25 protein-coding genes are annotated in these 23,578 nt (G+C 72.3%); 9 read left to right on the forward strand and 16 right to left on the reverse strand.

Annotated features, from left to right (window positions below; all coding sequences use genetic code 11):
- The 12 genes from AB0F10_RS19215 to AB0F10_RS19270 form a co-directional block, all read right to left on the reverse strand.
- Nucleotides 1-317, reverse strand: a 317-nt coding sequence (locus tag AB0F10_RS19215) for a glycosyltransferase family A protein (protein WP_360626322.1), incomplete at its 3' end; no start/stop codon positions are given.
- The gene (locus tag AB0F10_RS19220; protein ID WP_360626325.1) at nucleotides 310-1,947 is read right to left on the reverse strand and encodes a hypothetical protein; all 1,638 of its coding nucleotides are present in this window, start codon (nucleotides 1,945-1,947) and stop codon (nucleotides 310-312) included. The genes AB0F10_RS19220 and AB0F10_RS19215, both read right to left, overlap by 8 nt.
- 135 nt (nucleotides 1,948-2,082) lie before the next feature.
- A complete protein-coding gene (locus tag AB0F10_RS19225) occupies nucleotides 2,083-3,999 on the reverse strand; it encodes a delta-60 repeat domain-containing protein (RefSeq protein WP_360626448.1) in 1,917 nt (638 codons plus the stop codon).
- 197 nt (nucleotides 4,000-4,196) lie between these two features.
- Nucleotides 4,197-5,138: a glycosyltransferase gene (locus AB0F10_RS19230; protein WP_360626328.1), complete on the reverse strand. Its 942-nt coding sequence runs from the start codon at nucleotides 5,136-5,138 to the stop codon at nucleotides 4,197-4,199.
- On the reverse strand, nucleotides 5,135-6,025 hold the full coding sequence (locus AB0F10_RS19235) for a phosphatase PAP2 family protein (protein ID WP_360626331.1): 891 nt from the start codon (nucleotides 6,023-6,025) through the stop codon (nucleotides 5,135-5,137). Before AB0F10_RS19235 ends, AB0F10_RS19230 begins: the two co-directional genes overlap by 4 nt.
- Nucleotides 6,026-6,077: 52 nt before the next feature.
- Complete coding sequence (locus AB0F10_RS19240; RefSeq protein WP_360626334.1) at nucleotides 6,078-7,592, reverse strand: sugar transferase; 1,515 nt, start codon at nucleotides 7,590-7,592, stop codon at nucleotides 6,078-6,080.
- Nucleotides 7,593-8,120: 528 nt separating this feature from the next.
- Nucleotides 8,121-8,738: a response regulator transcription factor gene (locus AB0F10_RS19245; RefSeq protein ID WP_360626337.1), complete on the reverse strand. Its 618-nt coding sequence runs from the start codon at nucleotides 8,736-8,738 to the stop codon at nucleotides 8,121-8,123.
- The gene (locus tag AB0F10_RS19250) at nucleotides 8,735-9,874 is read right to left on the reverse strand and encodes a sensor histidine kinase (protein WP_360626340.1); all 1,140 of its coding nucleotides are present in this window, start codon (nucleotides 9,872-9,874) and stop codon (nucleotides 8,735-8,737) included. The genes AB0F10_RS19245 and AB0F10_RS19250 overlap by 4 nt, the downstream gene beginning before the upstream one ends.
- A complete protein-coding gene (locus AB0F10_RS19255; RefSeq protein ID WP_360626343.1) occupies nucleotides 9,871-10,680 on the reverse strand; it encodes an ABC transporter permease in 810 nt (269 codons plus the stop codon). Before AB0F10_RS19255 ends, AB0F10_RS19250 begins: the two co-directional genes overlap by 4 nt.
- Nucleotides 10,677-11,513 (reverse strand): ABC transporter ATP-binding protein, encoded by an 837-nt coding sequence (locus tag AB0F10_RS19260; protein ID WP_360626346.1) that lies wholly within the window; start codon nucleotides 11,511-11,513, stop codon nucleotides 10,677-10,679. Before AB0F10_RS19260 ends, AB0F10_RS19255 begins: the two co-directional genes overlap by 4 nt.
- A gap of 95 nt (nucleotides 11,514-11,608) precedes the next feature.
- Complete coding sequence (locus AB0F10_RS19265; protein ID WP_360626349.1) at nucleotides 11,609-12,376, reverse strand: ABC transporter permease; 768 nt, start codon at nucleotides 12,374-12,376, stop codon at nucleotides 11,609-11,611.
- On the reverse strand, nucleotides 12,373-13,287 hold the full coding sequence (locus tag AB0F10_RS19270) for an ABC transporter ATP-binding protein (protein WP_360626352.1): 915 nt from the start codon (nucleotides 13,285-13,287) through the stop codon (nucleotides 12,373-12,375). Before AB0F10_RS19270 ends, AB0F10_RS19265 begins: the two co-directional genes overlap by 4 nt.
- Nucleotides 13,288-13,510: 223 nt before the next feature.
- Between AB0F10_RS19270 and rnhA the strand changes: the two genes are divergently transcribed.
- The 3 genes from rnhA to AB0F10_RS19285 all read left to right on the forward strand — a co-directional run bounded on the left by rnhA (nucleotide 13,511) and on the right by AB0F10_RS19285 (nucleotide 15,949).
- A complete protein-coding gene (gene rnhA / locus AB0F10_RS19275; RefSeq protein ID WP_360626355.1) occupies nucleotides 13,511-13,972 on the forward strand; it encodes a ribonuclease HI in 462 nt (153 codons plus the stop codon).
- A gap of 67 nt (nucleotides 13,973-14,039) precedes the next feature.
- Entirely contained in the window at nucleotides 14,040-14,456 is a 417-nt protein-coding gene (locus tag AB0F10_RS19280) for a hypothetical protein (protein WP_360626358.1), read from the forward strand.
- Nucleotides 14,453-15,949: a multicopper oxidase domain-containing protein gene (locus AB0F10_RS19285; RefSeq protein ID WP_360626361.1), complete on the forward strand. Its 1,497-nt coding sequence runs from the start codon at nucleotides 14,453-14,455 to the stop codon at nucleotides 15,947-15,949. The genes AB0F10_RS19280 and AB0F10_RS19285 overlap by 4 nt, the downstream gene beginning before the upstream one ends.
- A gap of 4 nt (nucleotides 15,950-15,953) precedes the next feature.
- On the opposite strand, the gene AB0F10_RS19290 is transcribed toward AB0F10_RS19285, so the two are convergent.
- Nucleotides 15,954-16,385 carry a MarR family transcriptional regulator gene (locus AB0F10_RS19290; protein ID WP_360626364.1) on the reverse strand — a complete coding sequence of 144 codons (432 nt, stop codon included), beginning with the start codon at nucleotides 16,383-16,385 and terminating at the stop codon, nucleotides 15,954-15,956.
- A gap of 52 nt (nucleotides 16,386-16,437) precedes the next feature.
- Here AB0F10_RS19290 and AB0F10_RS19295 point away from each other — a divergent pair, with 52 nt between their 5' ends.
- The 3 genes from AB0F10_RS19295 to AB0F10_RS19305 all read left to right on the forward strand — a co-directional run bounded on the left by AB0F10_RS19295 (nucleotide 16,438) and on the right by AB0F10_RS19305 (nucleotide 18,583).
- Complete coding sequence (locus AB0F10_RS19295; protein WP_360626367.1) at nucleotides 16,438-17,010, forward strand: TIGR03086 family metal-binding protein; 573 nt, start codon at nucleotides 16,438-16,440, stop codon at nucleotides 17,008-17,010.
- Between the two features lie 21 nt (nucleotides 17,011-17,031).
- On the forward strand, nucleotides 17,032-17,844 hold the full coding sequence (locus tag AB0F10_RS19300; RefSeq protein WP_360626370.1) for an LLM class flavin-dependent oxidoreductase: 813 nt from the start codon (nucleotides 17,032-17,034) through the stop codon (nucleotides 17,842-17,844).
- Nucleotides 17,845-17,929: 85 nt separating this feature from the next.
- The gene (locus AB0F10_RS19305) at nucleotides 17,930-18,583 is read left to right on the forward strand and encodes a 4a-hydroxytetrahydrobiopterin dehydratase (RefSeq protein ID WP_360626373.1); all 654 of its coding nucleotides are present in this window, start codon (nucleotides 17,930-17,932) and stop codon (nucleotides 18,581-18,583) included.
- A gap of 233 nt (nucleotides 18,584-18,816) precedes the next feature.
- Here the strand turns inward: AB0F10_RS19305 and AB0F10_RS19310 are convergent, their stop codons facing one another.
- Together AB0F10_RS19310 and AB0F10_RS19315 are read right to left on the reverse strand one after the other, a co-directional pair.
- Nucleotides 18,817-19,170 (reverse strand): MmcQ/YjbR family DNA-binding protein, encoded by a 354-nt coding sequence (locus AB0F10_RS19310; protein WP_360626376.1) that lies wholly within the window; start codon nucleotides 19,168-19,170, stop codon nucleotides 18,817-18,819.
- Between the two features lie 40 nt (nucleotides 19,171-19,210).
- Nucleotides 19,211-19,723: a hypothetical protein gene (locus tag AB0F10_RS19315; RefSeq protein ID WP_360626380.1), complete on the reverse strand. Its 513-nt coding sequence runs from the start codon at nucleotides 19,721-19,723 to the stop codon at nucleotides 19,211-19,213.
- 150 nt (nucleotides 19,724-19,873) lie between these two features.
- On the opposite strand from AB0F10_RS19315, the gene AB0F10_RS19320 reads away from it, so the two are divergent.
- The 3 genes from AB0F10_RS19320 (at nucleotide 19,874) to AB0F10_RS19330 (ending at nucleotide 22,247) form a co-directional block, all read left to right on the forward strand.
- The gene (locus AB0F10_RS19320; RefSeq protein ID WP_360626383.1) at nucleotides 19,874-20,122 is read left to right on the forward strand and encodes an SCO4226 family nickel-binding protein; all 249 of its coding nucleotides are present in this window, start codon (nucleotides 19,874-19,876) and stop codon (nucleotides 20,120-20,122) included.
- Between the two features lie 290 nt (nucleotides 20,123-20,412).
- On the forward strand, nucleotides 20,413-20,964 hold the full coding sequence (locus tag AB0F10_RS19325; RefSeq protein ID WP_360626386.1) for a helix-turn-helix domain-containing protein: 552 nt from the start codon (nucleotides 20,413-20,415) through the stop codon (nucleotides 20,962-20,964).
- Complete coding sequence (locus AB0F10_RS19330; RefSeq protein WP_360626389.1) at nucleotides 20,961-22,247, forward strand: MFS transporter; 1,287 nt, start codon at nucleotides 20,961-20,963, stop codon at nucleotides 22,245-22,247. The genes AB0F10_RS19325 and AB0F10_RS19330 overlap by 4 nt, the downstream gene beginning before the upstream one ends.
- Here AB0F10_RS19330 and AB0F10_RS19335 read toward each other — a convergent pair.
- Nucleotides 22,244-23,347 (reverse strand): acyltransferase, encoded by a 1,104-nt coding sequence (locus AB0F10_RS19335; RefSeq protein WP_360626392.1) that lies wholly within the window; start codon nucleotides 23,345-23,347, stop codon nucleotides 22,244-22,246. The two genes, AB0F10_RS19330 and AB0F10_RS19335, sit on opposite strands and share 4 nt — an antisense overlap.
- Between the last annotated feature and the right edge of the window lie 231 nt (nucleotides 23,348-23,578).

The following is a 23,578-nucleotide window of genomic DNA, read 5'->3' on the forward strand; positions in this document are numbered from 1 at the left end:
ACCTGCCGGCTGAGCTTGGTGGCCAGCCAGATGTCGTCGTCGTCGCAGAAGGCCAGCAGCTCGCCGGTGGCCGCGTCGACGCCGCTGTTGCGGCCGCCGGGCAGGCCCTGCCGGTGGCTGTTGTTGATCAGCTTCAGCGCCCGGTTCGGCCCGGCCGGCACGTCCAGCTCGCGCACGTCGACGTGGTCGTAGACCACGATGCACTCGACGCGGCCGGGGTAGTCCTGCCCGAGGATGCTGGCCACGGCCCGTTCCAGCAGGCCGGGCCGGTCGCGGGTGGCGACGATGACGCTGACGTCGGGATGGTTCTCAGGCACTGCGACCCCCGGTGAGAACGAAGCCGACCGTCTGCGCGCCCGCGGAGCGCAGCCGGTCGACGAGGCGGGTCAGTTCGGCGTTGCGGGTCCGGTCGCGGGCGACGACCAGGATCGCGACACCGGATTGCGCGGCGCGGACGCCGCGCTCGTCGGTGTCGGACGGCGGCCCGTCGATGACGACCACGCCGCTGTCGGGCTCCTCGCCCAGCGTGCAGAGCCGCACCACGCCGCCGCCGATCAACACGACCATGAGCCGGTTGTCGGGGTCGGCGTTTCCCGGCGACGCCGGTACGGGCACGGGCGCCTGGCGTACCGAGGTCTCCATGATCAGGGTGGCCTCGGGGTCGTTGGACGACGACGCCCTGGCCTGCACCGGTGCCAGCCGCACGGGCCCACCGGACTGCCGGGCCGCGCCGCCGCCGAACCGGTCCGCGGGCGAGCCGTTCAGCCCCGTGGAGCCGCCGGGCGCGAGCGTGCGGGGCCTCGGCGGGGTGCGCTTCTGCGCGGCGAACAGCACCCGCTGGAGCTCGACCTGGCTTCCCGGCGTGCCGACGAGGGTGACGTCCTGGCCGGCCTCGGCGAGCGCGACCGCGAGGTTGGCGGTCACCGTGGTGCGGCCCTCGTCGTCGCGGCTGGAGAGCACGACCAGCGCCCGGTCCGGGTGCCGGTCGATCCATTTGAGCACGGCGAGTGAGACGTAGCGGGCGTCGGCCGCCGCCGCGTCGTCGTGGTGGCGTCCGGCGGCCCGGACCACGCCGAGCGCGGGCAGGCCCACCAGGTCGGCGGCCTGCTCGATGGAGCGGACGCGGCGGTCCATGGCCTCGCGGGCGTGCGCACAGATCATGCCGAGCAGCAGGCCGCCGAGGACCGCGCCGAGCAGGTAGAGCGGGCCGGCGTCGTGGCTCGACGGGATCGGCGAGCGGGCGGCGGCGGTGATCGCGCCGGGGCTCAGGTCGGCCGAGGCGACCTTGGCGCGCGCGTTGGCCAGCTGGGCGATCTGGTCGTTGAGGGCGCTGACCTGGTCCAGCGTCGCCTGGGTGCGCGGGGACGCCGTGTCGGAGCTCGACTGCTTCTCGGGCAGGTCCTTCTGCGCGGTCTGCCGCTGCCCGGTCACCGACTTGATGGTGTTGTCGTAGGACAGGATCAGCGCGGCCCGCTGCTGCTTGTAGATGTCCTCGCGGACCCGCAGGTAGGTCTCCGCGGCGGTGTTGGCTCCGGTGATCGCGCTGCGCTCGGTGTCGCCCGCGTACTGGAAGCGGAGCACCTGGCCGCCGGTCGGCACCTCGGTGGAGAGCGCCTCGCGGATCTCCTCCGGGTCCTGGTGCAGGATCCGGGCGGTCGTGTCGATCACGTCGTTGCCGAGGGCGATGCCGTTCTCGGCGGTCATGTTGATGGCCCGGTCGGCGCCGCTGGACGGCAGGGTGAACGGGTCGGTGACCACGGGGCGCAGCACCACGACCGTCGTCGCCCGGAATGTCGCCGGAAAGAACAGGAGATATCCGAGCACGGCGAGCGTGACGGCGCCGGTGACGCCGAGCACGATCCGCCAGCGACGCAGCGGAATCAGTACGACGTCGGCGAAGCCGATGACCCGCTGCCGGCTCGCGGCGACGGAATCAGTCACATCCATGAGTCGTCTCTCCCCGACAGGTTCTGCAGTTGTGTATCGGTATATCCGAGTCTGGCGAACCCTCCCCGGCCGCGCGTCCTTGCGCGGCCGAGGAGGTTACTCAATGGAGTCTGTCCGCTACATAGACTGTGTTGGTTACGAGGTTGCGAAGAAAAGTGTCTGATTGGACCAGGTGGCCTCGGGAGTCGGGGCCGCCACCACGGTGGCGTTGGAACCGACGACCGCGGTCGTCGCGGCCGGGTCGAAGCCAACCGTGCGCAGCGATCCGTCCGTGGAACCGTAGACGATCTTGCCGGACACCCAGGTCATGCCCCGCACCGTACGCCAGTCGATGCCCGAGGTGGGGAGCGTGAACTGGGTGCAGCCCACCACATAGCCGTCCGCCGTCAGGTACCGGTAGTACAGCGCGTTGCTGTTGGACACCGTGAAGTACATGCGGCCCTGGAGGAAGAACGCGCCGGTCATGCTGGCGGCCGTGAACCAGGAGTTGTAGCCGCTGCCGACCCACGGGGCACCGATCACGCCGGCGCCGCTGAGCATCGAGATGTTCAGCACACTGCCGCTCGGCGCGGTCGAATCGGTCTTCGCCCAGTAGAGCTTGTTGGCCACCACGAACGCCGACCGGGCCGAGGTGAGCTGCGGCTGGCTGACCGTGGTGGGCGTGCCCAGCCCGGTTGCACCGAACGGCACCTTGGTCACCTGTCCGTTGCCGGCACCGAGGTAGAGGTAGCCGGTGGCGGCCTGCGGTGCGTCCTGGATCGGGAGGGTGCGACCGCCCGACTCCGGGAAGAAGCCCTGCCGCCCGTGGTACTCGTTGCCGAGGCCGTCGGCGTCGAAGCCGGCGAAGAGGCCGGTCGGGCCCTTCCACAGCTCCCACATGATCGGACCCCAGTCGGTGCCACCGGCCGGCAGCTGGCTGCCGGGCGAGCGGGTCGGGTTCCAGTTGAGCGGCACGCCGTTCTGCTGGTCCAGCGCGGCGATGCCGTAACGGCTGACGCCGCCGGCGCCCTGCGAGTCGTTACCGTTGGCGTTGTTCTGCCAGCGGAAGTGACCTCCGATGTAGACGACGCCGTCGGCGACCTCGACCGAGGTGACCGAGTCGGTGCCGCTGTAGTCGACCCAGGTGGCCTGGACGTTGGACCCGCGGTCCCCGGTCTCCCAGCGGGCGGTGGCGTCGCAGTATCCGTCGCCGCGCCCGCCGTCGCCGATGATGACGAAGTAGTTGCTGTCGTCACTGAAGTCGACGTCACGGGCGTAGAACGGGAACGCGCTGCTGTAGCAGGAGGCCACGTAGCGGTCGGTGGCCCAGTCCGCGACCACCGGCGTGCCGTCGGTCTCGATCATGACGACCTGGTTGTGCGCCTGCCCGTTCACCGCGGTGAAGTTGCCGACCGCCACGACGGTGTCGCCGTCGGGCGCGACGGCGAGTCCCCAGACCAGCTCGGTGCTGTTCGGGTACGGGCGAGCGCCGCTCGCGTCGATCTGGAAGCTCGGGTCGATCGCGCCGGTGGTGGCGTTGAGCCGGGCGAGCAGCGAGTGCTCGGTGCCGTTGATCCAGTGGAAGGCGCCGGCGACGTAGAGCTGGTTGTCGTGCACGATCGCGCGGCGCACGACGCCGCCGTCGGCCCGGCCGGCCCAGCCGGCAACCGTGTCGCCGGTGGCCGGGTCGAGCTCGACCAGGTTCTTGCGGGCGACCCCGTTGACGACGCCGAAGCTGCCGCCGACGATGAGCTTGCCGTCGGGGCTGACCGCGAGGGTCTGCACCGCCCCGTCGAGCACGGGCACGAAGGCGGTGCGCAGCGCGCCGGTGCCGGCGTCGTACGCGATCAGGTTGTTCGCGGGCGTCCAGGTGGTGCCGCCGGCGGGCTTGACGCCGGAGAACGAGCCGCCCGCGTAGACCGTGTTACCGATCTGCGCGAAGGCGCGCATGCTTCCGTTCTGCAGGTGCGGCGTGTTGTCCGCCGGGTTGGCCGAGACCAGGGTCGCCGGGTCGTTCGGTGGTACGTAAACGGCGCTCGCCGGAACGGCGGTCAGAGCGACCGTCAGACTCATCACCGCGGCGGGCACCAGGAACCTGGCGGCCTGCCGTGGCCGGAGTCGACGCTTCAGGGACACGAGCCCTCCTAATCAGAACCTAAGGATTGACGAAGCCTGGTGTGGGCCTGTCGGTGGCGCTATCGACCATCCGGACGGAGACCGTGGCTATCGGACGGAGAAATCTGCACGGTGGACCCGGCCGAATCGTGCATTCACGACGGAGCCAGCCGGAACGGCTCGACTGCCGGGCTGGCGCGCACGGACCAGGCGGCCGCCGTCTCGAGATCCTCGAGGCCGACCTCCTCCGCTTCCCGGGCCACGACCAGTCTCCTGCCTTCCAACTCTCGCGCCATCTCGACCTGATGGTCGTCGACGTGTTCGCCGAACGCCTTGCGCCGCGGCACATAGAGCGCCCGCTTGCCGGCTTGCATCGCCGCCAGCGCGGAGCCGACACCGGCGTGCGATATGACGACGTCCGCCGCGGCGAGGGCCTCCCGCATCTCGGAGATCGGCACTTGTTTCCGGGCGTCGGCGGGCATTCTATCGATAACGGTCGAACCAACTTGCCAGAGGACGTCCCAATCCGGCGGCAGGAGGGTAACGAGATGGTTGAGCAGGCGCGGGAAGGTGTAGCGCTCGTGCGTGCCGAGGGTGACCACGACCTTGCGGACCGGGCGCGGCTCGGCGATCGGCTCGGCCTCGAACGCGTCGAAGATGGATCCGCCGTAGCGCCAGGTGTCGTCGGCCCACGCCGGGTACTGCGTGTAGAGGCGGGCGCGCGGCACCCGGGCGGCGAGCCGTCCGGTCAGCGACGGGCCCCGGGTGCGGGTCGCACTCTCTATGTAGGAGCACGGCACCCCGGCCGTCGTCGCGGGCACGAAGAACGCCATCGCGACGCTGGCCCCGGTACTGATCACCTGCTCGTAGCGCTCGGACCGGAACATCTTCCGGGCCACGACCAGGTCGCGAACCGCGCCGACCAGGTCCCGGCTGGTCGCCGGCGGGACGTAGACGACGTCCTCGCCCTCGAGCAGGGAGCGGCTCTGCGGGCTGTCGAAGGTGACCCAGCGGCGGTCGCCGACCCCGAGCCGCGGCCTGAGGTCGTGCAACTCGGCCAGGTGGCCACCGGTGGAGGCGACGAGCAGCGTCGTCACGGCGCGGTCGCGGCGACGGGCACGTCCGCGTCTTCAGCGGAGCCGTCGGCCGGCGCCTCGGCCGCCGCCCGCTCCGGCGGCGCCTGGCGCGGATAGCGGCCGGCCAGGACGCAGACGGCCACGGCGTAGCCCAGGAACAGCGCGGGCCCGAAGATCAGGCCGCTGACGACGTCGGTGAGCCAGTGCTTCTGCACGTAGATCCGGGAGTAGCCCTCGTAGGTGGCCAGCACCAGCACGACGGTGCCGAGCACCACGTGCCAGCGGCGGCTCAGCTGCCAGGTCAGCGCGGTGAAGAGCGCGATCGCCCCGAAGGTCATGACGATCCGGGCGATGCCGCCGGACGGGTACGACCCGAGCCCGGTCGGCGGGTGGCCGCGGTTGACCATGCCGCTGAGGATGGCCTGCACGTACTGCTCGAGCGGGAAGCTCACCAGGATCGCACCGAGCGGGATCCAGAAGCGCCGGCGCCAGAGGGCGGCGAAGAACACCGCGGACACCACGACCACGATCTTCAGCGGGTCGCGGTCGCCGAGCGCGGTGTACAGCCAGTTGAAGTCCTCGAAGCCGGGGTTGCGCCGGTCGGTGATCCACAGCAGGACGGGCCAGTCGACCACGTTCTCCAGGCTGTGCACCAGCAGGCCGACGGGCCAGAAGACGGCGACGATGAGCGCCGCCCAGAAGAGCACGAAGGCGAGCGCCGTCGCCGGCCGCCCGAGCGTCGTGACCAGGCCCGCGACGGACTCGCGGGTCAGCGCGACGAGCCGCCCCCCGGCCAGCCGCCGGCCCGGCCCGTACGCGAGCAGCGGCCCGACCACGGCCGGCACGATGACCGCGAACGCGGCGACGAAGTAGAGCAGTACCACCGAACTGTCCCCATCCTGCGGCATCCCGACCGCATAACCGTGAAACCCCGGGCGGGCGCCCCACGCGCCCGCCCGGTCAGTAGGCGCCGGCGCCTCGCATGACCACCGTGGCGGTCCGCATGAGAATCACCAGGTCGACCGTGAGCGACCAGTTCTCCACGTATTGCAGGTCGAGCCGGATCGAGTCCTCCCAGGACAGATCCGAGCGCCCGCTGACCTGCCAGAGCCCGGTCATGCCGGGCTTGACCACGAGCCGCCGCCGCATGTCCTGCGGGTACCGCTCGACCTCGCTCGGCAGCGGCGGGCGCGGCCCGACCAGCGACATCTCCCCCAGCAGCACGTTGATCAGCTGAGGCAGCTCGTCGAGCGAGTAGCGGCGCAGGAAGCGCCCGGACCGGGTGACCCGCGGATCGTCACGCATCTTGAACAGCACCCCGGTGGACTCGTTCTGCCGGCGCATCGCCTCCAGGCGCGCCTCGGCGTCGGTGTGCATCGTGCGGAACTTGAACATCCGGAAGGACTCGCCGCCGCGGCCGACCCGGATCTGGCGGAAGAACACCGGGCCGCCGGTGTCCAGCCGGATGACGAGCGCGACCAGCAGCAGCAGCGGCACGAGCAGCATCAGCAGCAGCGCGGCCACCGACACGTCGAACACCGACTTGATGAGCCGCCGCCCGCCCGAGAGCCGGGGGTGCTCGATGTGCATCATCGGCAGCCCGTCGACCGGGCGCACGGTGATCCGGTCGCCCGCGGTGTCCACCAGCGACGACGAGACGATCAGGTCGATGTCGTCGCGCTCGAGCTCCCAGGCGAGGCGGCGCAGCATCGGGCCGTCGAGCTCCGGGCAGGACAGCACCATGACCGTGTCCGCGCCGGCCGCCGCGGCCGAGTTCGCGGCCGCGCCCAGGGCGCCGAAGACCGGCACGTCGACGGTCTTCGCCGCCTCGCCGAGCTGCCCCGCGGGCAGGCAGGCCCCGACGACCTGCAGGCCGTGGTGCGAGCGCCGGTGCAGCTGAGCGGTCATCTGCGCGACGGCCGGCGCGTGGCCGAGCACGAGCACCCGGTGCATGCAGGCCCCACGCCTGCGCGCCTGGTGCAGCACCTTGCGCAGCACGAAGCGGCCGGCCAGCGAGAGCACCGTGGTCAGCACGAGTGCGATCGACAGGTAGCCGCGCGCCAGGTCGGCATTGGCCACATAGGACGCCAGGGCGATGCCCAGCGTCAGGCGCACGCCGGCGCGCAGCACCCGCTGGTATTCCTCGCCGCCGACGAACAGCACCCGCCGCTCGTAGGCGTGGCTCAGCGCCAGCAGCCCCACCCACACCGGCGGGATGAGCGCGGAGAGCACCAGGTACCAATCCGCGTAGGGCGCGCCCTGGAAGCGCAGCACGAACGCGGCCAGCGTGGCGACCAGCGTCGCCCCGAAGTCGATGACCAGCAGCAGCTTGACGTAGCGGGCCTCCCACACCCAGCGGTCGGCATGCGCACGGTCGTCGGAGACACCGAGGTCCCGCTCGGTGAATCCCGAATACGATGTAGATGGAATCGGTCCTGTCGCGGCGGTGTCCGCCGTAGTTTCCGTCGTTGTCACGACGCCCCTGCCTCCAGTGAGACCCCACGCCCACTCGGCAATTTCACGCACACTGTTGCCACGCCCCCCACCCCGCACCTGTGAACATGGCGCAGGAACGCTTAGGCGGTGAACGCTAGACGAGGTTCAGGAGAATACCGACCCCGCGGCGCTAAATGTTTAACAACGTTGTACCTATTTTCGGATGCCGGATCGGGCGGCATCAACGTGCATTGCAGGTTAACTCAGGTCTACAGCGGACAAAGTAGCAGGCATGCGGAACGTGACATGGGTCCGCAGTCGCGAACAATCCATTGTCCGTTTCCTCACGCATTGGCGGCCGTGATTTGTCCGGTAAATGCGCCTGCGGTACCGCACCGTAACACGATGGACTCGGAGCGCGTCCGCAGGGTAGCCAGGATCATCGATGTCAGCAACCCGACTCTAGATCATCCAGGGTGGAGAAAAGTAGCCGGTTGTGAGACACGCCCATCGATCGGCCCACTTGACACCTAAGAACCAACGGCATATCGGCCGGTGCCAGGGGTGTCAGATCAGGCCGAGGCTCATCGCCTTGGTCACCGCGGCGGTGCGGTCGGCCACCTCCAATTTGGCGAAGGCGCGCAGCAGATGCGTCTTCACCGTGGCCTCCGTGATGAACAGCGCGCGGCCGATGTCGGCATTGGTCAGACCCCGCGCCACCAGGCCCAGCACCTGCGTCTCCCGGGCGGAGAGGGCCGGCGGCGCCGGGCTGCGGACCTTTCGGACCAGGGTGGACGCCACGCTGGGTGCGAGCACCGTCTCGCCCCGGGCCGCGGCCCGGACGGCGGCGGCGAGGTCGGCCGGCGAGGCGTCCTTCAACAGGTAGCCGCCGGCGCCGGCCTCGATCGCGCGCAGGATGTCGCGGTCCGACTCGTAGGTGGTCAGCACCAGCACGCGTACGCCGGGGACGGTCGCGAGGATCCGGGCGGTGGCCTCGACGCCGTCGCCGCCGGGCATCCGCAGGTCCATCAGCACGATGTCCGGCCGCGCCTCGGCCGCCAGGGCCACGCCCTCGGGCCCGCTGGACGCCTCGCCGACCACGGTCAGGTCCGGCTCGGCCTCGAGCATGCCGCGCAGCCCGTGCCGCACCACGGGATGGTCATCGACCAGGATCAGCCGGATCACGACGGCACCTCCACCTCGACGAGGGCGCCCGCCCCCGGGACACTGTGCACGCTCAGGCGGCCGTTCACCTGCTCGGCGCGGGCACGCATGCCCGGCAGACCGAAGCCGTGCGCGGCCGCGGGGTCGAAACCGCGGCCGTCGTCGCGGACCACCAGCCGCACGCTGTCCACGCCGTACGCCAGCAGCACCGAGACCTGGCCCGCCTGCGCGTGCCGCCGCACGTTGGCCAGCGCCTCCTGCGCGGCGCGCAGCAGCACGACCTCGACCGCGGTCGGTAGCGGACGGACCTCGCCGGACACCCGGCAGGTCGCCGCGACGGCGGTCTCCTCGGTGAACCGCGCCGTCTGCCGGCGTACCGCGTCGAGCAGCGAGCCGGAGCTCAGCGCGGCCGGCGCCAGGGCCGCGACCAGGGACCGGGACTCGGCCAGGTTCTCCCGGGCGGTCCGCACGGCCAGCGCGAGCCGCTCGTCGGCGAGCCCGGGATCGACGGCCTGCAGCAGCGTGATGATGCTGGTGAAGCCCTGCGCGAGGGTGTCGTGGATCTCGCCGGCCAGCCGCGCCCGCTCGGCGGCGACCCCCGCCTCGTGTGAGAGCCGGGCGACCTCGGCGCGGCTGGCCTCAAGCTCGGCGATGAGCGCGGCCCGCTCGCTGCTCTGCACGATCAACCGGTGGATCCAGATGCCGAACCACAGGGCGAAGGCGGACGACGCCACGAAGACCGGAGCGTTGTGCGAGAAATAGCCCCAACCCCCTCCCGTACGCAGAAAGCCCGTGAGCAGCGGCACCACGTTCGCGCACAGCACCGCCACGACGGCGGCCCGGATGTCGAGCACCACGAACAGCAGCGGGCAGAGGGCGAAGAGCAGGTAGCTGACGGCCGGGTCGGCGAACGCGCCGGCGCAGAACAGCAGCAGCGTGCCGATCACGTACGCCGGCCCGGCCCGGCCCCGCCGGCCCCAGAGGGCGTAGAGGGCGGCCATGCCCGCGATCGAGGCCACCGCCACGGCCCGGTGGCCGGCCGGCGTCTCGGCCTGGCCGAGCACCGCCGCCGCCACCGCGAGGGCGACGACGGCGAAGTAGAGGTGCCAGAAGCCCGAGCTGCTGCCGACGATCTCCGACGGCTGCTCACCCGTCACGCGTCGCCGCGGTTCGTCCAGCGGAAGGTCGCCAGGCACAACACCGCTCCGATCACACACCAGGCGAGCAGGACCAGGGCGGTCCGGCCGGGTTCCCAGGCGCCGCCCGCCTCGAGCGGAACGGCGCTGTCGGGCAGGAACACCGAGCGGAAGCCCTGCGCCATCCACTTCACCGGGAAGATCGACGCCAGCGTGATCATCCATCCCGGCAACTGCGTGATCGGGTGGATGAAGACGCCGGAGAGGAACTGTAGCGCCACCACCGGCACGTTCAACACCGCACCGGCCGTACGGGCGGAGCGGACCAGCGAGCTCGCCGCGATGCCCAGCAGCCCGCAGGCGGTGACCGAGAGCAGGAACAGCCAGCCGAAGGTGAACCATCGATGGGCGTCGGTGGGCATCGGCACGTCGAAGACGAACACCCCGACGGCGAGCAGGACCAGCACCTCCGCGGCGGCCAGCGCCCCGACCAGCACCAGCTTGCCGATGAAGTACGCGGTCGCGGTGATCGGCGTGGCCCGTAGCCGCTTCAGCGTGCCGTCCTCCCGGTCGGTCGCGATGCCGACGCCCATCGTGATGAACGAGGTGGACACGATCCCGTACGCGATCATGCTGGCCGAGAAGACCCGGGCGGCGCTCAGGCCGGGATGCTCGTAGTCGTCGGCGAAGATCGTGCCGAACAGCAGCAGCAGCAGGGCGGGGAAGCCGAAGGTGAAGATCAGCGCGGTCCGGTCCCGGAGGAACTGCAACAGCTCGACGCCGCCCCGGTTGAACCCGGCCCTGGTGGTGCCGACGAGCGTGGTCATTTCGCTGCTCCGATCAGGTTGAGGTAGATGTCCTCGAGGCTGGGGCGGGTGACGGTGAGGGTGTTCAGGTCCGTGCCGGCGGCGCTCAGCCGGGCGATGACCGCGCCGGTGTCGGTGGTGAGCTCGCTGCGCCGTCCGTCCGGGCCCTCCCAGCTCACGGTGGTGCCGGCGGTGGCGCGGCCGCCCAGCGCGGCCGGCGTGCCCTCGGCAACGATCACCCCGCCGGCGATGACGGCCAGCCGGTCCGCCAGAGCCTCGGCCTCGTCCAGGTAGTGGGTGGTGAGCAGGATCGTGGTGCCCTCGGCCGCCAGCGTGCGCACCAGGTCCCAGAACTGCCGCCGCGCCTCGGGATCGAAACCGGTGGTGGGCTCGTCGAGGAAGAGCACCTCCGGCCGCCCGATGATGCCGAGCGCGACGTCGAGGCGGCGCCGCTGGCCGCCGGACAGCGTCCGCACCCTCGACCGGGCCCGGTCCTCGAGGCCGACCAGCCCGATCACCTCGGCGGCGCCGCGCGACCGGGGATAGAGCCCGCCGATGTGCCGGACGGCCTCGGCGACGGTGAGGTCGGCGACGTCGTTCGCCGACTGCAGCACGATGCCGATCCGGGCCCGCCAGTCCCGGCCCGCGGTGGCGGGGTCGGCGCCGAGCACCCGTACCTCGCCGGCGTCGCGCCGGCGATGTCCCTCGAGGATCTCGGCGGTGGTGGTCTTGCCGGCACCGTTCGGCCCGAGCAGGGCGAAGATCTCGCCGTGCGGCACGCGCAGGTCGATGCCGGCCACGGCGGCCCGGGAGCCGTAGCTCTTACGGAGTCCGTGTACCTCGATGGCTGTCATGCCCGAAAGCATCGCGTCCGGCGGGGGTCCGCCGGGACGACCGCGCGGTGGTCAGCGGGTGTCCACCGATCGACGGACAGACGACCGGCGGGCCGTCACTCCCAGCGGAACCGGCGGGCGGCCGCGGTGAGCGCGACCGCGGCCCAGCAGGTGAGGCTGAGCCAGATGCTCCCCGGCACGGAGGCGCCGTCGGTCAGGGTGGCGCGCAGCGCCTCGGCGTGCGCGGCGAGCGGGAGCAGGAAGTGGCCTGCGACGCCGAGATCGGGCGCGGCGAACATGATGCCGCCGGCCGCGAGCATGAGCACGTAGATCAGCGTTGCCGCCGCCGTGGTCGTCTCGGGCCGCAGCACGCTGGCGATCAGCAGCGCCAGTCCGCTGTAGGCGGCCGTGGCCAGCACGGTCACGCCGAGCGCGGACGGCAGTTGCGAGAGCTCGGGGCGCCAGCCGGCGATGACGCCGACCGCCGCCAGCGCGATCATCTGCAGGCCGACCAGGCAGCCGATCGCCACGGTCTTGGCGAAGAGCAGGCCGGGGCGGGTGAGCGGGGACGCGCCGAGCCGCTTGAGCACGCCGTAGCCACGCTCGTATCCGGTGGTGATCGCCTGGCCGGTGAAGGCCGTGGACATCACCGTCAGAGCGAGCACGCCGGGGACGACGTAGCCGAGACGGTCGTCGGTCGGCAGGTTCGTCGCGCGGGTCAGGCCCGCGCCGAGCAGGACCAGCAGGGGCACGCCCATCGCGAGCACCACGGCCTCGCCGCGGCGCGCGGTGAGCACCAGCTCCATGCGGATCTGCCGCCGCAGGACGACCCGCATCGGCGCGCGGCCGGGCGCGGGCGTGAAGGTTCCGGCGTTCGCACTCATCGCGCTGCTCCCGCGGTCAGGGCCAGATAGACGTCCTCGAGGGTGCGGCGACGGGTGTCCACCGCGGTGACCTGTGCGCCCTCGGCGGCGAACCAGCCGAGCACCGCCGCGATCGCGTGGGTGTCGAGGGCGCCGGCGATCTCATACTCGCCCGGCGACCGCTCGATGGCCTTCGCGGGCAGGCGCGCGGCGAGCTCACCGACGGCGAGGCCCGCGTCCGCGCGTACCCGGAGAAGGTCGATCCCCGCCGCGGCCGTGAGCTCGGCCGGTGTGCCGGTCGCCGCGACCGCGCCGCCGTCCATGATGACCACGTGGTCGGCGAGGCGCTCGGCCTCGTCGAGCAGGTGGGTGGTGAGCAGCACCGAGACGCCGTCGGCGCGCAGGCTCTCCACCAGCTCCCAGGTGGTCTGGCGGGCGCCGACGTCCATGCCCGCGGTCGGCTCGTCGAGGAAGACCAGCTCGGGGCGGCCGACCAGCGCGAGGGCCAGCGACAGCCGCTGCTGCTCGCCGCCGGAGAGCCGGCGGAACGTGGTCTTGGCGAACTTCCGCAGGCCGAGGCGGTCCAGCAGCATGTCGGCGTCGAGCGGGTTCGCGGCGAAGGAGGCGAAGAGGCGCAGGATCTCGCCGGCCGTCGCCCAGGGGTAGACGCCGCCGGACTGCAGCATGATGCCGAGCCGCGGCATGAGCTCGTCGTGGTCGGCGACGGGGTCGAGGCCGAGCACCCGGGCCGAGCCGGCGTCGGGGGCGCGGAAGCCCTCGCAGACCTGTAGCAGGCTGGTCTTGCCGGCGCCGTTGTTGCCAAGCAGGGCGAGAATCGACCCGCGATCGACGGTGAGCGACACGCCGCCGACGGCCACGACGCCGCCGTATCTGACGACGACGTCCTGCACCTCGACGGCTGCTTCGCGCATGGCCGAAACTGTACCTACAGGGGCGCGGCCCGCTCGGACGGCTCCGGACGGTGTGGCTTTGCACCCATGACTTCTGGCGCTACCCTGTGGTTGGGAGCGCTCCCAAGGCTCTCGGTAATGCGGGGGCAGGCCGCCGGTCCGGTACCGGTTCCCCCCGGATGCGCCTGCGGCGTCACGCAGGCCCCGGAGCGGCGGCCTGACACCCGTCGGTAGGGTGCTGAACATGGCAGCCCCCGCTACACCGGTGGAGATCTACACCGACGGTGCGTGCATTCCCAATCCCGGCCCCGGCGGCTGGGGCGCCGTCCTGCGCTGGGGCACGACCGAGAAGGACCTCTGCGGCGGCGAGGCCGGCTCGACGACGAACAACCGGATGGAACTCATGGCGCCGATCAAGGCGCTCGAGAGCCTGACCCGCTCGCCGCTGCCCGTCCTGCTCTACACCGACAGCATCTACGTGCGCGACGGCATCACCAGGTGGATGCCCCGGTGGAAGACGAACGGCTGGCAGACCTCCGGGAAGCAGCCGGTCAAGAACGTCGACCTGTGGCAGCGCCTCGACGCCGTGGTGCGCAAGCACGACGTGCAGTGGCACTGGGTCAAGGGCCACGCGGGCCACCCGGAGAACGAGCGCGCCGACCGGCTCGCCGCCCGGGGCCTGCAGGAGGCGCTCGCCGCGCGCTGAAACACCCGGGGAACCCCTACGTACGGACCCGGATCCGCGGAACCGGCCGCGCCAGCACGATGGGCGCGTGCCTGAAAATCCACCCGCGCGGAGCTGGCCCATCGCCGTCATCCGCGCGCTCACCCTGATCCTTTTGCTCCAGGTCCTGGCCCAGGCGGCCCTGGCCGGCGGCTTCGTCACCGGCAACGTGAGCCTGCTCGGCCTGCACAGCGCGAACGCGATCCTGCTCGTGCTCACCTCCGCGGCCCTGCTGCCGGCGACGATCCTGCTGGTCCGCCCGGGCCGCGGCCCGTGGTGGCCGATCGCCTTCAGCGCCGGCCTGTGGGTGGCGATCGTGCTGCAGGTCGGCCTCGGCTTCGCCCGCCTGGTCGGGCTGCACATCCCGCTCGGCATGACCGTCATGGGCCTGACCGCGGCGCTGAACTGGTGGGCCTTCTCCTACCGCGCCGCGGCCCCCGCCCTCGCCGCCGGAAGCCCGTCGTGACTTCGGCCGTGTCGCGGCGCGGGCTGCTCGCGCTGGCCGGCGCCGCCGGGGTTGCCGCGCTCGCCGGCTGCGGCCGGCCCTCGGAGGGCCCCGGCACCGGATCCGTGCTGACCAGCGCGGCGCCCCTGCCGGAACGCTTCCGAACGCCGCTGGTCATCCCGCCGGTCGCCGGCGGCGACCACATCGTCATCACCCAGCGCGTGGCCGACGCCCGCCTGCTGCCGGACCGCACCACGCGGATCTGGGGTTACGACGGCATTTTCCCCGGCCCGACGATCCACGCCCGCCGCGGCCGCCCGCTCACCGTGACCATGCGCAACGAGTTGCCCGTGCCGACCTCCACCCACCTGCACGGCGGCGTCACCCCGGCGGACTCCGACGGCTTCCCGCTGGACCTGACCATCCCGGCCGGCTACTCGCCCGGGCCGCCGCACCTGCACGGCGCCCGGGTGCATGAGGTCAGCCGCGACTACCGGTATCCGATGGGGCAGCGGGCGGCGACGCTCTGGTACCACGACCACCGGATGGACTACACGGCGCCGCAGGTGTGGCGCGGCCTCGCCGGCATGATGATCGTCTCGGACGACGAGGAGGACGCGCTGCCGCTGCCGCGCGGCGACCGGGACCTGCCGCTGCTGATCTGCGACCGGGCGTTCGAGGCCGACGGCTCGCTGCGCTACCCGATGCGGGACGTGTCGATGGCGTCACCGGGCGCCGACGGGACCTTCCGCTCCGGGCTCTTCGGCGACGTCATCCTGGTCAACGGGGTCGCCTGGCCGCGCCACGAGGTGGCGGGCGCGCGGTACCGCCTGCGGCTGGTCAACGGCTCGAACGCCCGCCGCTACCGGCTCGGGCTCTCGTCCGGCGCGGAACTCGTCCAGATCGGCACCGACGACGGGCTGCTGGCGGCGCCGGTCACGCACCGCGAGATCACCCTGTCGCCGGGCGAGCGCTGTGACGTGCTCGTCGACTTCTCCGCGTATCCGCCCGGCACCGAGGTGACGCTGCGCAACGGCTTCGGGTCGGGGCCGGCCGGGGACGTCATGCGCTTCGTCGTCGGGCGCCGGGCGAAGGACGACACCCGGATTCCCGCCCGGCTCTCCCGGGTGCCGGCGCTGAGCAGGGCGGACGCGGTGCAGGTGCGCCAGTTCGACTTCCGCGTCGGCGGCGGCCGGTGGCGGATCAACAACCAGCCGTACGACCCGGCCGGCTCGCTCGCCTCGCCCCGGCTCGGCACTGTCGAGTTGTGGCGCTTCACCAGCGACTTCCACCATCCCGTGCACGTGCATCTCGGGCACTTCCAGGTGCTGTCGCGCGGCGGGCGGGACCCGGAGCCGTGGGAGGGCGGCTGGAAGGACACCGTCGACGTGCGGCCGTACGAGACGGTCGAGGTGCTGGTGCGGTTCGCCGGGCACCGCGGCCGCTACATGCTGCACTGCCACAACCTCGAACACGAGGACATGGCGATGATGGCGAACTTCGACGTCGTCTGATCCCTCAGCCACCACCGGGGTCGAGGCGCCGGAGCACGCGCAGAAACGCGCTCCGGTCCGCCCCGGCCAGGCCGGCCAGCAGGCGCTCCTCGCCGGCCCGGATGTCCGCGCGCACCGCCGCGTGCAGGTGCCGGCCGGTGCCGGTCAGCCGCAGCAGGCGTACCCGTCGGTCGTCGGGGTCGGGCTCGCGCTCGATCAGGGCGCGTTCCTGCAGCTCATCGAGGGTCGCGATGATCCGGGTCTTGTCCGCGCCGATGGCCCGCGCGAGCGCGGCCTGGGTCCGCATCGGCTCGTCGGCCAGGGCGCTGAGCACGATGTAGCCCCACATCGACACGTCGTGCGCGGCCAGCACCGGCCGCTCGGCCGTGACCAGCGCCCGCGCCAGCCGCGCGACCATGGCGGCGAGGTCGGGACGATCGCTCTCCGGTCCGGGCACGGCTGAAAACATACACCTTGACATATCGTGTACGGGCGCAGATCGTAAGCATATGCATACTATCGAGCTGCTGTCCCTCGACGCCCAGGCCGTGCGCGCGAGCGTGGCCGTCGTCAACCGGATCACGGGTCCGGACCTGTCGCTGCCCACGCCGTGCGCGCAGTGGGATCTCGGCGCGCTGCTGGCACACATGACGGTCCAGCACCGGGGCTTCGCGGCCGCCGCGGCCGGCCACGGCGGCGACCCCGGCCTCTGGGTGCCCGGGCCGCTCGGCGACGACCCCGTCCGGGCGTACGCGGAGGCGGCCGAGGCGGTCCTCGACGCGTTCGCCGCCCACGGGGCCGACCTCCTGCTGCCCGAGATCTCCCCGGCGCCGATCCCCCGGCGCGTCGCCATCGGCTTCCACCTCGTCGACTACGTCGTGCACGGCTGGGACGTGGCCAGCGCCCTCGGCGTCGGCTACGCGCTGCCGGACGACGTGGTCGCCGCGGCCCTGCCGATCGCCGAGGCCGTGCCGCAGGGCGCCGCCCGGCTGCAACCGGGTGCCGCCTTCGCACCCGCGCTCCCGGATCCCGGCGGCGACCCGCTCGATCGCATTCTCGCCATGCTGGGCCGAAAGCCGTAGACGGCGTTAGCGTCGACAACCATGAACTACGGCGTCATTCTGCCCGGCGGCGACGCCCCCGAGCAGCTACAGCAGGCGGTCCTGGCCGAGCAGGCCGGCTGGGACGGCGTCTTCGTCTGGGAGGCGGCGTCCGGGGTCGACGCCTGGAGCCTGCTCGCCGCGATCGCCGCCGCGACCACCCGGATCCGGATCGGCACCATGCTGACGCCGCTGCCGTGGCGCCGCCCGTGGAAGGTGGCGAGCCAGGTCGCGACCGTCGACCAGCTCTCCGCCGGCCGGGCCGTGCTGGGCATCGGCGTCGGCGCGATCACCACGGACCTGCCGCTCACCGGTGAGGCCACCGACCTGCGCGAACGCGCGGCCATGATGGACGACGGCATCGACCTCATGCGCACCATCTGGGCCGGCGGCACCAGCCACCACGGCCCGCACTACGACTACGAGGTGAAACGCGACGACCTCGCCGAGGTCGGCCGCCCGGTGCAGCAGCGCGTGCCGATCTGGGTGGTGGCGATCTGGCCGAGGCCGAAATCGCTGCACCGGGTGCTCAAGTGCGACGGGGTGATCCCCGGCCACGGCGGCGGACCCGACGAGATCCGGCAGATGCGCGCGTGGCTCCTCGAGCGGGGCGCACCGGAGACCCTCGACATCCTCGCCGAGGGCGAGACCCCCGGCGACGACCCCGCGGCGGCGTGGGCGCAGGTGTCGCCGTGGGCCGACGCCGGCTGCACGTGGTGGATGGAGACCCGCTGGGAGATGCCGCACCACAGCGCCGAGCGGATGCACGAGATCCGCGGCCGGATCGCCGCCGGTCCGCCCAGGAGCCCGGCGTGATCCAACGCGGGCAAGCGACCAGCGCACGGACGCACGCCCTTTGGGACGGCGCGCCAAAACGTTGCCGGTGGGTCAGGATGAACCGATGACCAAGCTGACTGGACGGCAGATCGCCGATGCGGCGCTGGACGGGTGGGTCTACCTGCCCGGTGGGCTGCAGACCCGGATACCCACCGCCGACTTCGCCGCCGGGCTCTCGCTTGCCGTCGCCATCGGCGCGGCGGCCGAGGAGGCGAACCATCACCCCGACGTCGACCTGCGGTATGACCACGTCGACGTCCGGCTCACCAGCCACGACGTCCGCGGCGTCACCGAGCGGGACATCCGCCTGGCCCGCGCGATCTCCGCGCTCGCCGCCGCCGCCGGCACCCGGACCGGCGCGCGGGGCGTCTCCCGGCTCGAACTCGCCCTCGACTCGCCCGCCTTCCCCATGGTGCTGCCGTTCTGGGGCGCGGTGCTGGCGATGGAGCGGCCCCCGGGCGCGGAGCACGGCGACGAACTGCTGGATCCGACCGACGTCCTGCCCCCGGTGTGGTTCCAGGAGTCCGGCGCCGACGAGCCCCGGCAGCGCTGGCACCCCGACCTCTGGGTGGACCCCGCGGAGGTCCAGCCACGCATCGCCGCCGCGCTCGCGGCGGGCGGCACGCTGGTCAGCGACGCGGAGGCGCCGAGCTTCTGGGTGCTCGCCGACCCGGAGGGCAACAAGGTCTGCCTGTGCACCTGGCAGGACCGCACCTGATCCTGCCCGGGAATCGCCGCGCCGACCCCGGCCGGTGCGCGCTGGCTCGGCCTCCGGCCAGGCTCCATCCGGCCGCATGCCGGCCAGGCCCAATCGGCCGCACGCCCACCGGGTCCCCATCCGACCACACGCCCGCCCGGCCCATCCGACCACACGCCCGCCCATCCGGCCACACGCCCACCCGGCCCATCCGGCCGCGCGCGCCCGCCCGCCGCCCGCGCCCGCCGCCGCCGTCAGGCGTCCGGGAGGCCGGCGACGTGTGCCGCCGCCACGCGCTTGGGGACCACCATGCGCCAGGCGTCGATCACCAGCTCCTCCATCTGGCGGTGGTCCAGCGCCGCCAGCCAGGCCTGCACCCACTGGAAGCGCATGTTCGTCGCGTTCGGCAGGTGGAAGACCTCGGGCTGGGCCGCCACCAGGGCCGCGCGCTCCTCCCTGGGGTAGCCGAAACCCATGATCGTCTCGTCGCGGGAGAAGGCGACGTAGACGATCTTTCCCACCCGGAACTTGACCCGGTCGTGGATGAGGTGCTCGGTGGTGCGGGGCAGCCTCAGCGCGACCTCGCGGACCTCCTCCACTGTGACCATGCGAGCACGCTATCGCCGCCGTACGACAGGTTTTCGGGCGTCAGGACGAACGCGGCCGGGGCACGACGTGCGGACGGGCGGCGTCCCGGGTCTCGTCGTCGGCCGGGACGGCGCCGCGGACCTTGGCCCGGGCGACCCGGTCCGGCGTGAGGCGATAGGTCGGCGCCTGCGCCAGTTCGTCCGGCACCAGGTGCCGCCCGATGCCTTCCTCGCCGTCGGCCTCGGGCGACGCCTCCGGGTCCGGCACCGCGAGCACTGCGGGACGAAGCCCGGCGGACGGCGGCTTGACCGAGGCGTCGCCCCCGGCGGGAGCGGGCCGGGCCGCCGACGACGCGACGACCGCCGTGCCCCGGGCGGCGCGCCGCGGGCCGATCAACCGGGCCGCCATGCTGAAGACGCTTCGCGTCGCGGTGTCGTATCCGTCCCGGTATGCCTCATCACGGTCCATGCCGGTGCGGTACCACTGGTGCAGGCGGCCGGCGGCGTAGCCGGTGGAGGCAGCGAACACGGCGATCAACGTGATCAGGAGGGCATCGTCAGCAGGGGCGGTCATGGTGCGATTCTGGCCAGTGGTATCGACAGTTAGCTATAGCCCGTTTGACGTACCCCGATCGGTCGACAAGCCCTCGGCGGTATTGCCCCGAAGCCCGGCGCCCGGAGTCACCGCGGGCCGATGCTGGAGCTACGACAAGGGGGAAGTTCGATGGCGATGTTCATGGACGTGCACAGCGGGTTCTTCGGCACGACGCCCGAGGAGCTGGACGCGGCGCACCGCGCCGACCTGAGGATCGAGGCCGAGGAGGGCGTGCACTTCGAGCGGGCCTGGCTCGATCCGGAGCTCGGCAAGGTGTTCTGCCTGTCGAGCGGGCCCAGCAAGGAGGCGGTCATGCGGGTGCACGAGCGGGCCGGGCACCCGGCGACGGAGATCTACGAACTGACCGTCGAGGTCTGAGCGGGGTTCCGCCCGGGCGCCGGGCGCCCGGGCGGAACCGTAGCTCAGGAGGACGACGACGGCCGGGGGCATCGTGCGCATGTCGAACGTCACCCCCTTGTCGTGCACCCTGCGCACGTACGCGGCGTTGTCCCGGTCCGCTGGCCCCGCACGGCTGTGGCCTTCCCTCGAAAACGTGTCCGGCAAGTAAAACCAGCGCGGCTTTGCGAGCCCTGTGCCAGGCCTTCCACCCGAGCGCCGATAGTTAACGACTCTTGCGCAACAGCTGTTTACCATGCCAGAGTGGCGGCATGCCGCAGATCAAGGACGCCGCCGTGCTCAGGGCGGTGGCCCACCCGGTCCGCCGCCGCCTGCTGGACGTCCTGCGGGTCGACGGCCCGTCGATGCCGAGCGTGCTGGCCCGCTCCACCGGCCAGGCGGTCGCCAACGTCAGCCACCACCTGCGGGTGCTCGCCGGGGCCGGCCTCATCGAGGAGGCGCCGGAGCTGGCCCGCAACCGCAAGGAGCACTGGTGGCGGATGCCCGACCGCAGCATCAGCTGGAACTCCGCGGACTTCGGCGGGGACGCCGCGGGCCTGGCCGCGGCCGACGCCGCGCTGGCGCTCGACCTGCAGCGCCAGGTCGAGCTGATCTCCACGTGGCTGGGCAGCCCGGCGTCACAGCAGGAGCCGTGGGCGAACGCCGCGTTCTCCAGCGACGGCTTCCTGCGGCTGAGCCCGGCGGAGCTCGCCGAGCTGGGCGCCGAGATCGGGCAGGTCCTCGACAGATACGCGGGCCGGCCCGAGGCGCCCGGCCGGGAGCCGGTCTTCGTGATCGGCCGGGGCTTCCCGGCCCGCCCGTGACCGCCGAGCGCGCGGCCGCGCGCCGCGGACCGCGCTGGGGCGTGCTGCGCGACGCCGACTTCCGCAGGTTGTGGGCGGGCATGACCGTCAGCCGGCTCGGCTCCTCGGTCGCTGGCGTCACCACGCCGCTGATCGCCGTGCAGGTGCTCGACGCGGACGCGTTCGCCGTCAGCCTGCTCACCGCGGCCGCCTGGCTGCCGTGGCTGCTGATCGGCCTGCCCGCCGGCGCCTGGATCGACCGGGTGGCCCGCAGACCGGTCATGGTGATCAGCGACCTGATCGCGGCGGCGCTGGTGATCAGCGTGCCGGTGGCGGCCTGGCTCGGCCGGCTCACCATGGCCCATCTGCTGGCGGTCGCCTTGCTGCTCGGCGTCGCCACGGTCTTCTTCACCGCGGCCTGGACGGCGTACCTGCCGGCGATGTTCGACGCGGACGACCTGGTCGAGGCGAACTCGGCCCTGCAGGGCACCGAGTCGGCGGCCCAGGTCGCGGGACCCGCGGCGGCGGGCCTGCTGATCGCGGCCGTCAGCACGGCCGCGGGCCTGGTGGTGGACGCGTTCAGCTTCCTGTTCTCGGCACTCAGCCTGTGGCGCATCCGCCGCGCCGAGCGCCGGCCGGCGGTCACCGGGCGCGGGAGCATCGGGCACGACATCGCGGAGGGCGTCCGCTGGCTGAGCCGCGACCGGTTCCTGCGCAACCTGACCGTCTACGGCGCGACGGCGAACCTCTGGCTGACCGGCATGAACGCCATCACGGTGGTCTTCCTGGTCCGCGAGGTGGGAGTCGGCACCACCGGGGTCGGCCTGCTGCTGGCCGCGGTCGCCCTGGGCGGCGTCGGCGCGGCAACCATGACGCCGCGGCTGGTGGGCCGGCTGGGCGGGGCCCGGACGCTTGTCGCCTGCAAGGTCTTCGCCGGCCTGGCATCGCTGCTCGTGCCGCTCACCCGGCCGGGACCGGGCCTGCGCTTCTTCGTCGCCGGCATGCTCGGCGTCGCCGCCGGCTCCATCGCGGGCAACGTGGTGAGCGCCGGCTTCCGGCAGGCCTACGTCCCGGCCGCCCTGCTCGGCCGGGTACTGACCGGCATGCAGTTCGTGAACTTCGGCGCGATCCCCGCCGGTGCCGTCCTGGGCGGCGCCACCGCCGGCCTGCTGGGCGTCCGGGGCGCCATGTGGATCATGGCGATCGGCTTCGCCCTGAGCGGCCCGATCCTCGCCCTCGGACCCCTGCGCGGCCGCCGCGACCTGCCGGTGGCGGACGTCGCCCTCGCGGGCTGTGCGCCCTAGTAGTAGCCGGCCGGCTCGGGTACGGGGGCCGGCGCCACCGGCTGCCGGGGCGCGCGTCGTTTGACGAACGGCGAGAGGCGGGGCTGCCGCTTGGCGGCAAGGTCCTCCACCCAGCCGATCGTCACCACGATGGCCGCGATCAGGACGAGCGCGACCCCGAAGCCGGCCGCGTTCCCGAGGCCCTCGGTGGGAAGCTTCCAGAGCTCCAGCGGGCCGTAGAGCATGACCGCGGCGGTGATGGCCACGTTGTGCCACAGGTAGATCGTCACGGCCCGGTTGTTCACCATCGACACGAAGCCGTCCAGCGTGCGGATCCGGGCCAGCCAGTCCATCCGTGGCGACCAGCGCATCAGAGCCAGCACGAAGCCCAGGGAGAAGATCGAGTACGCGACCGGGTGGCCGGGCAGGTCGATCCCCTCGTCCCCGGGGTGCAGCACGGCCCAGCCGAGGCCTCCGCCGACGCAGACGGCGGCGAGGCTGAGGACCAGCGCGGGGCGCAGCTTGGCGAGGTCACCCTCGCGGTGCGCGAAGCCGAGGACCCAGCAGGAGCCGTACATCAGGATGTTGTGCAGGACCCAGGCGATGGTCTGGCCGAGCGTGTGCGGGTACGCCATCAGCACCATCAGCAAGAGCAGCGGCAGCAGCACGGTCGGCAGGCTCCACCGGCGGTAGAGGCGCAGCAGCCACGGCGAGAGCAGCACGAGCCAGAGGTAGGTGACCAGGTACCAGAGCACCCCGGCCGCCGGGTAGCCGAACTCGCTCGACGGCGGGTCGGCGATCGGGAACACCCAGAGCAGCAGGTGCGGCCAGGACGGCTGGTCCGGCCAGCCGTGGCGGATCATCGTCGGCACGGCGACCAGCGCCATCACCCACAGTGCGGGCAGCAGCCGTCGCAGGCGGTTCTTGATGGTCTTGAGCTCGGAGCGGTCGAGGGACTTCACCATCAGCGAGCCGCCGAGCGCGAACATCACCCCCATCGAGGGGAAGACGAGCTCGAGCGCGGCGATCGGAAACGCGTGGAACACAACCACCCGAATGATGGCGATCGCACGCAGAGTATCGAAGTATCGGTCTCTTCCGATCGACTTTGCCTCAGCCACAACGCCCCCAACAGCACCAACACGAAAACCCGCAGAGAGCGGCGACTACGGACAGTAGCGAAGTTCGGGATCGATTCAGTCGGCCGAACGGACCGTAACGATCACCGTTCAGGTCCGGGCCACACGGCCGGACCGCCGTCACCGGGTGGGTCCGAGGGTCGACATCGATGTCATAATTGCGGCCTGCGCCGGATTCGCCGGTCCGCCGCACCACCGCCGAAGAGTTCGGAG

It is taken from the genome of Actinoplanes sp. NPDC026623 (genome assembly GCF_040638275.1).
In the GTDB taxonomy this organism is placed as follows: Bacteria; Actinomycetota; Actinomycetes; order Mycobacteriales; family Micromonosporaceae; genus Actinoplanes.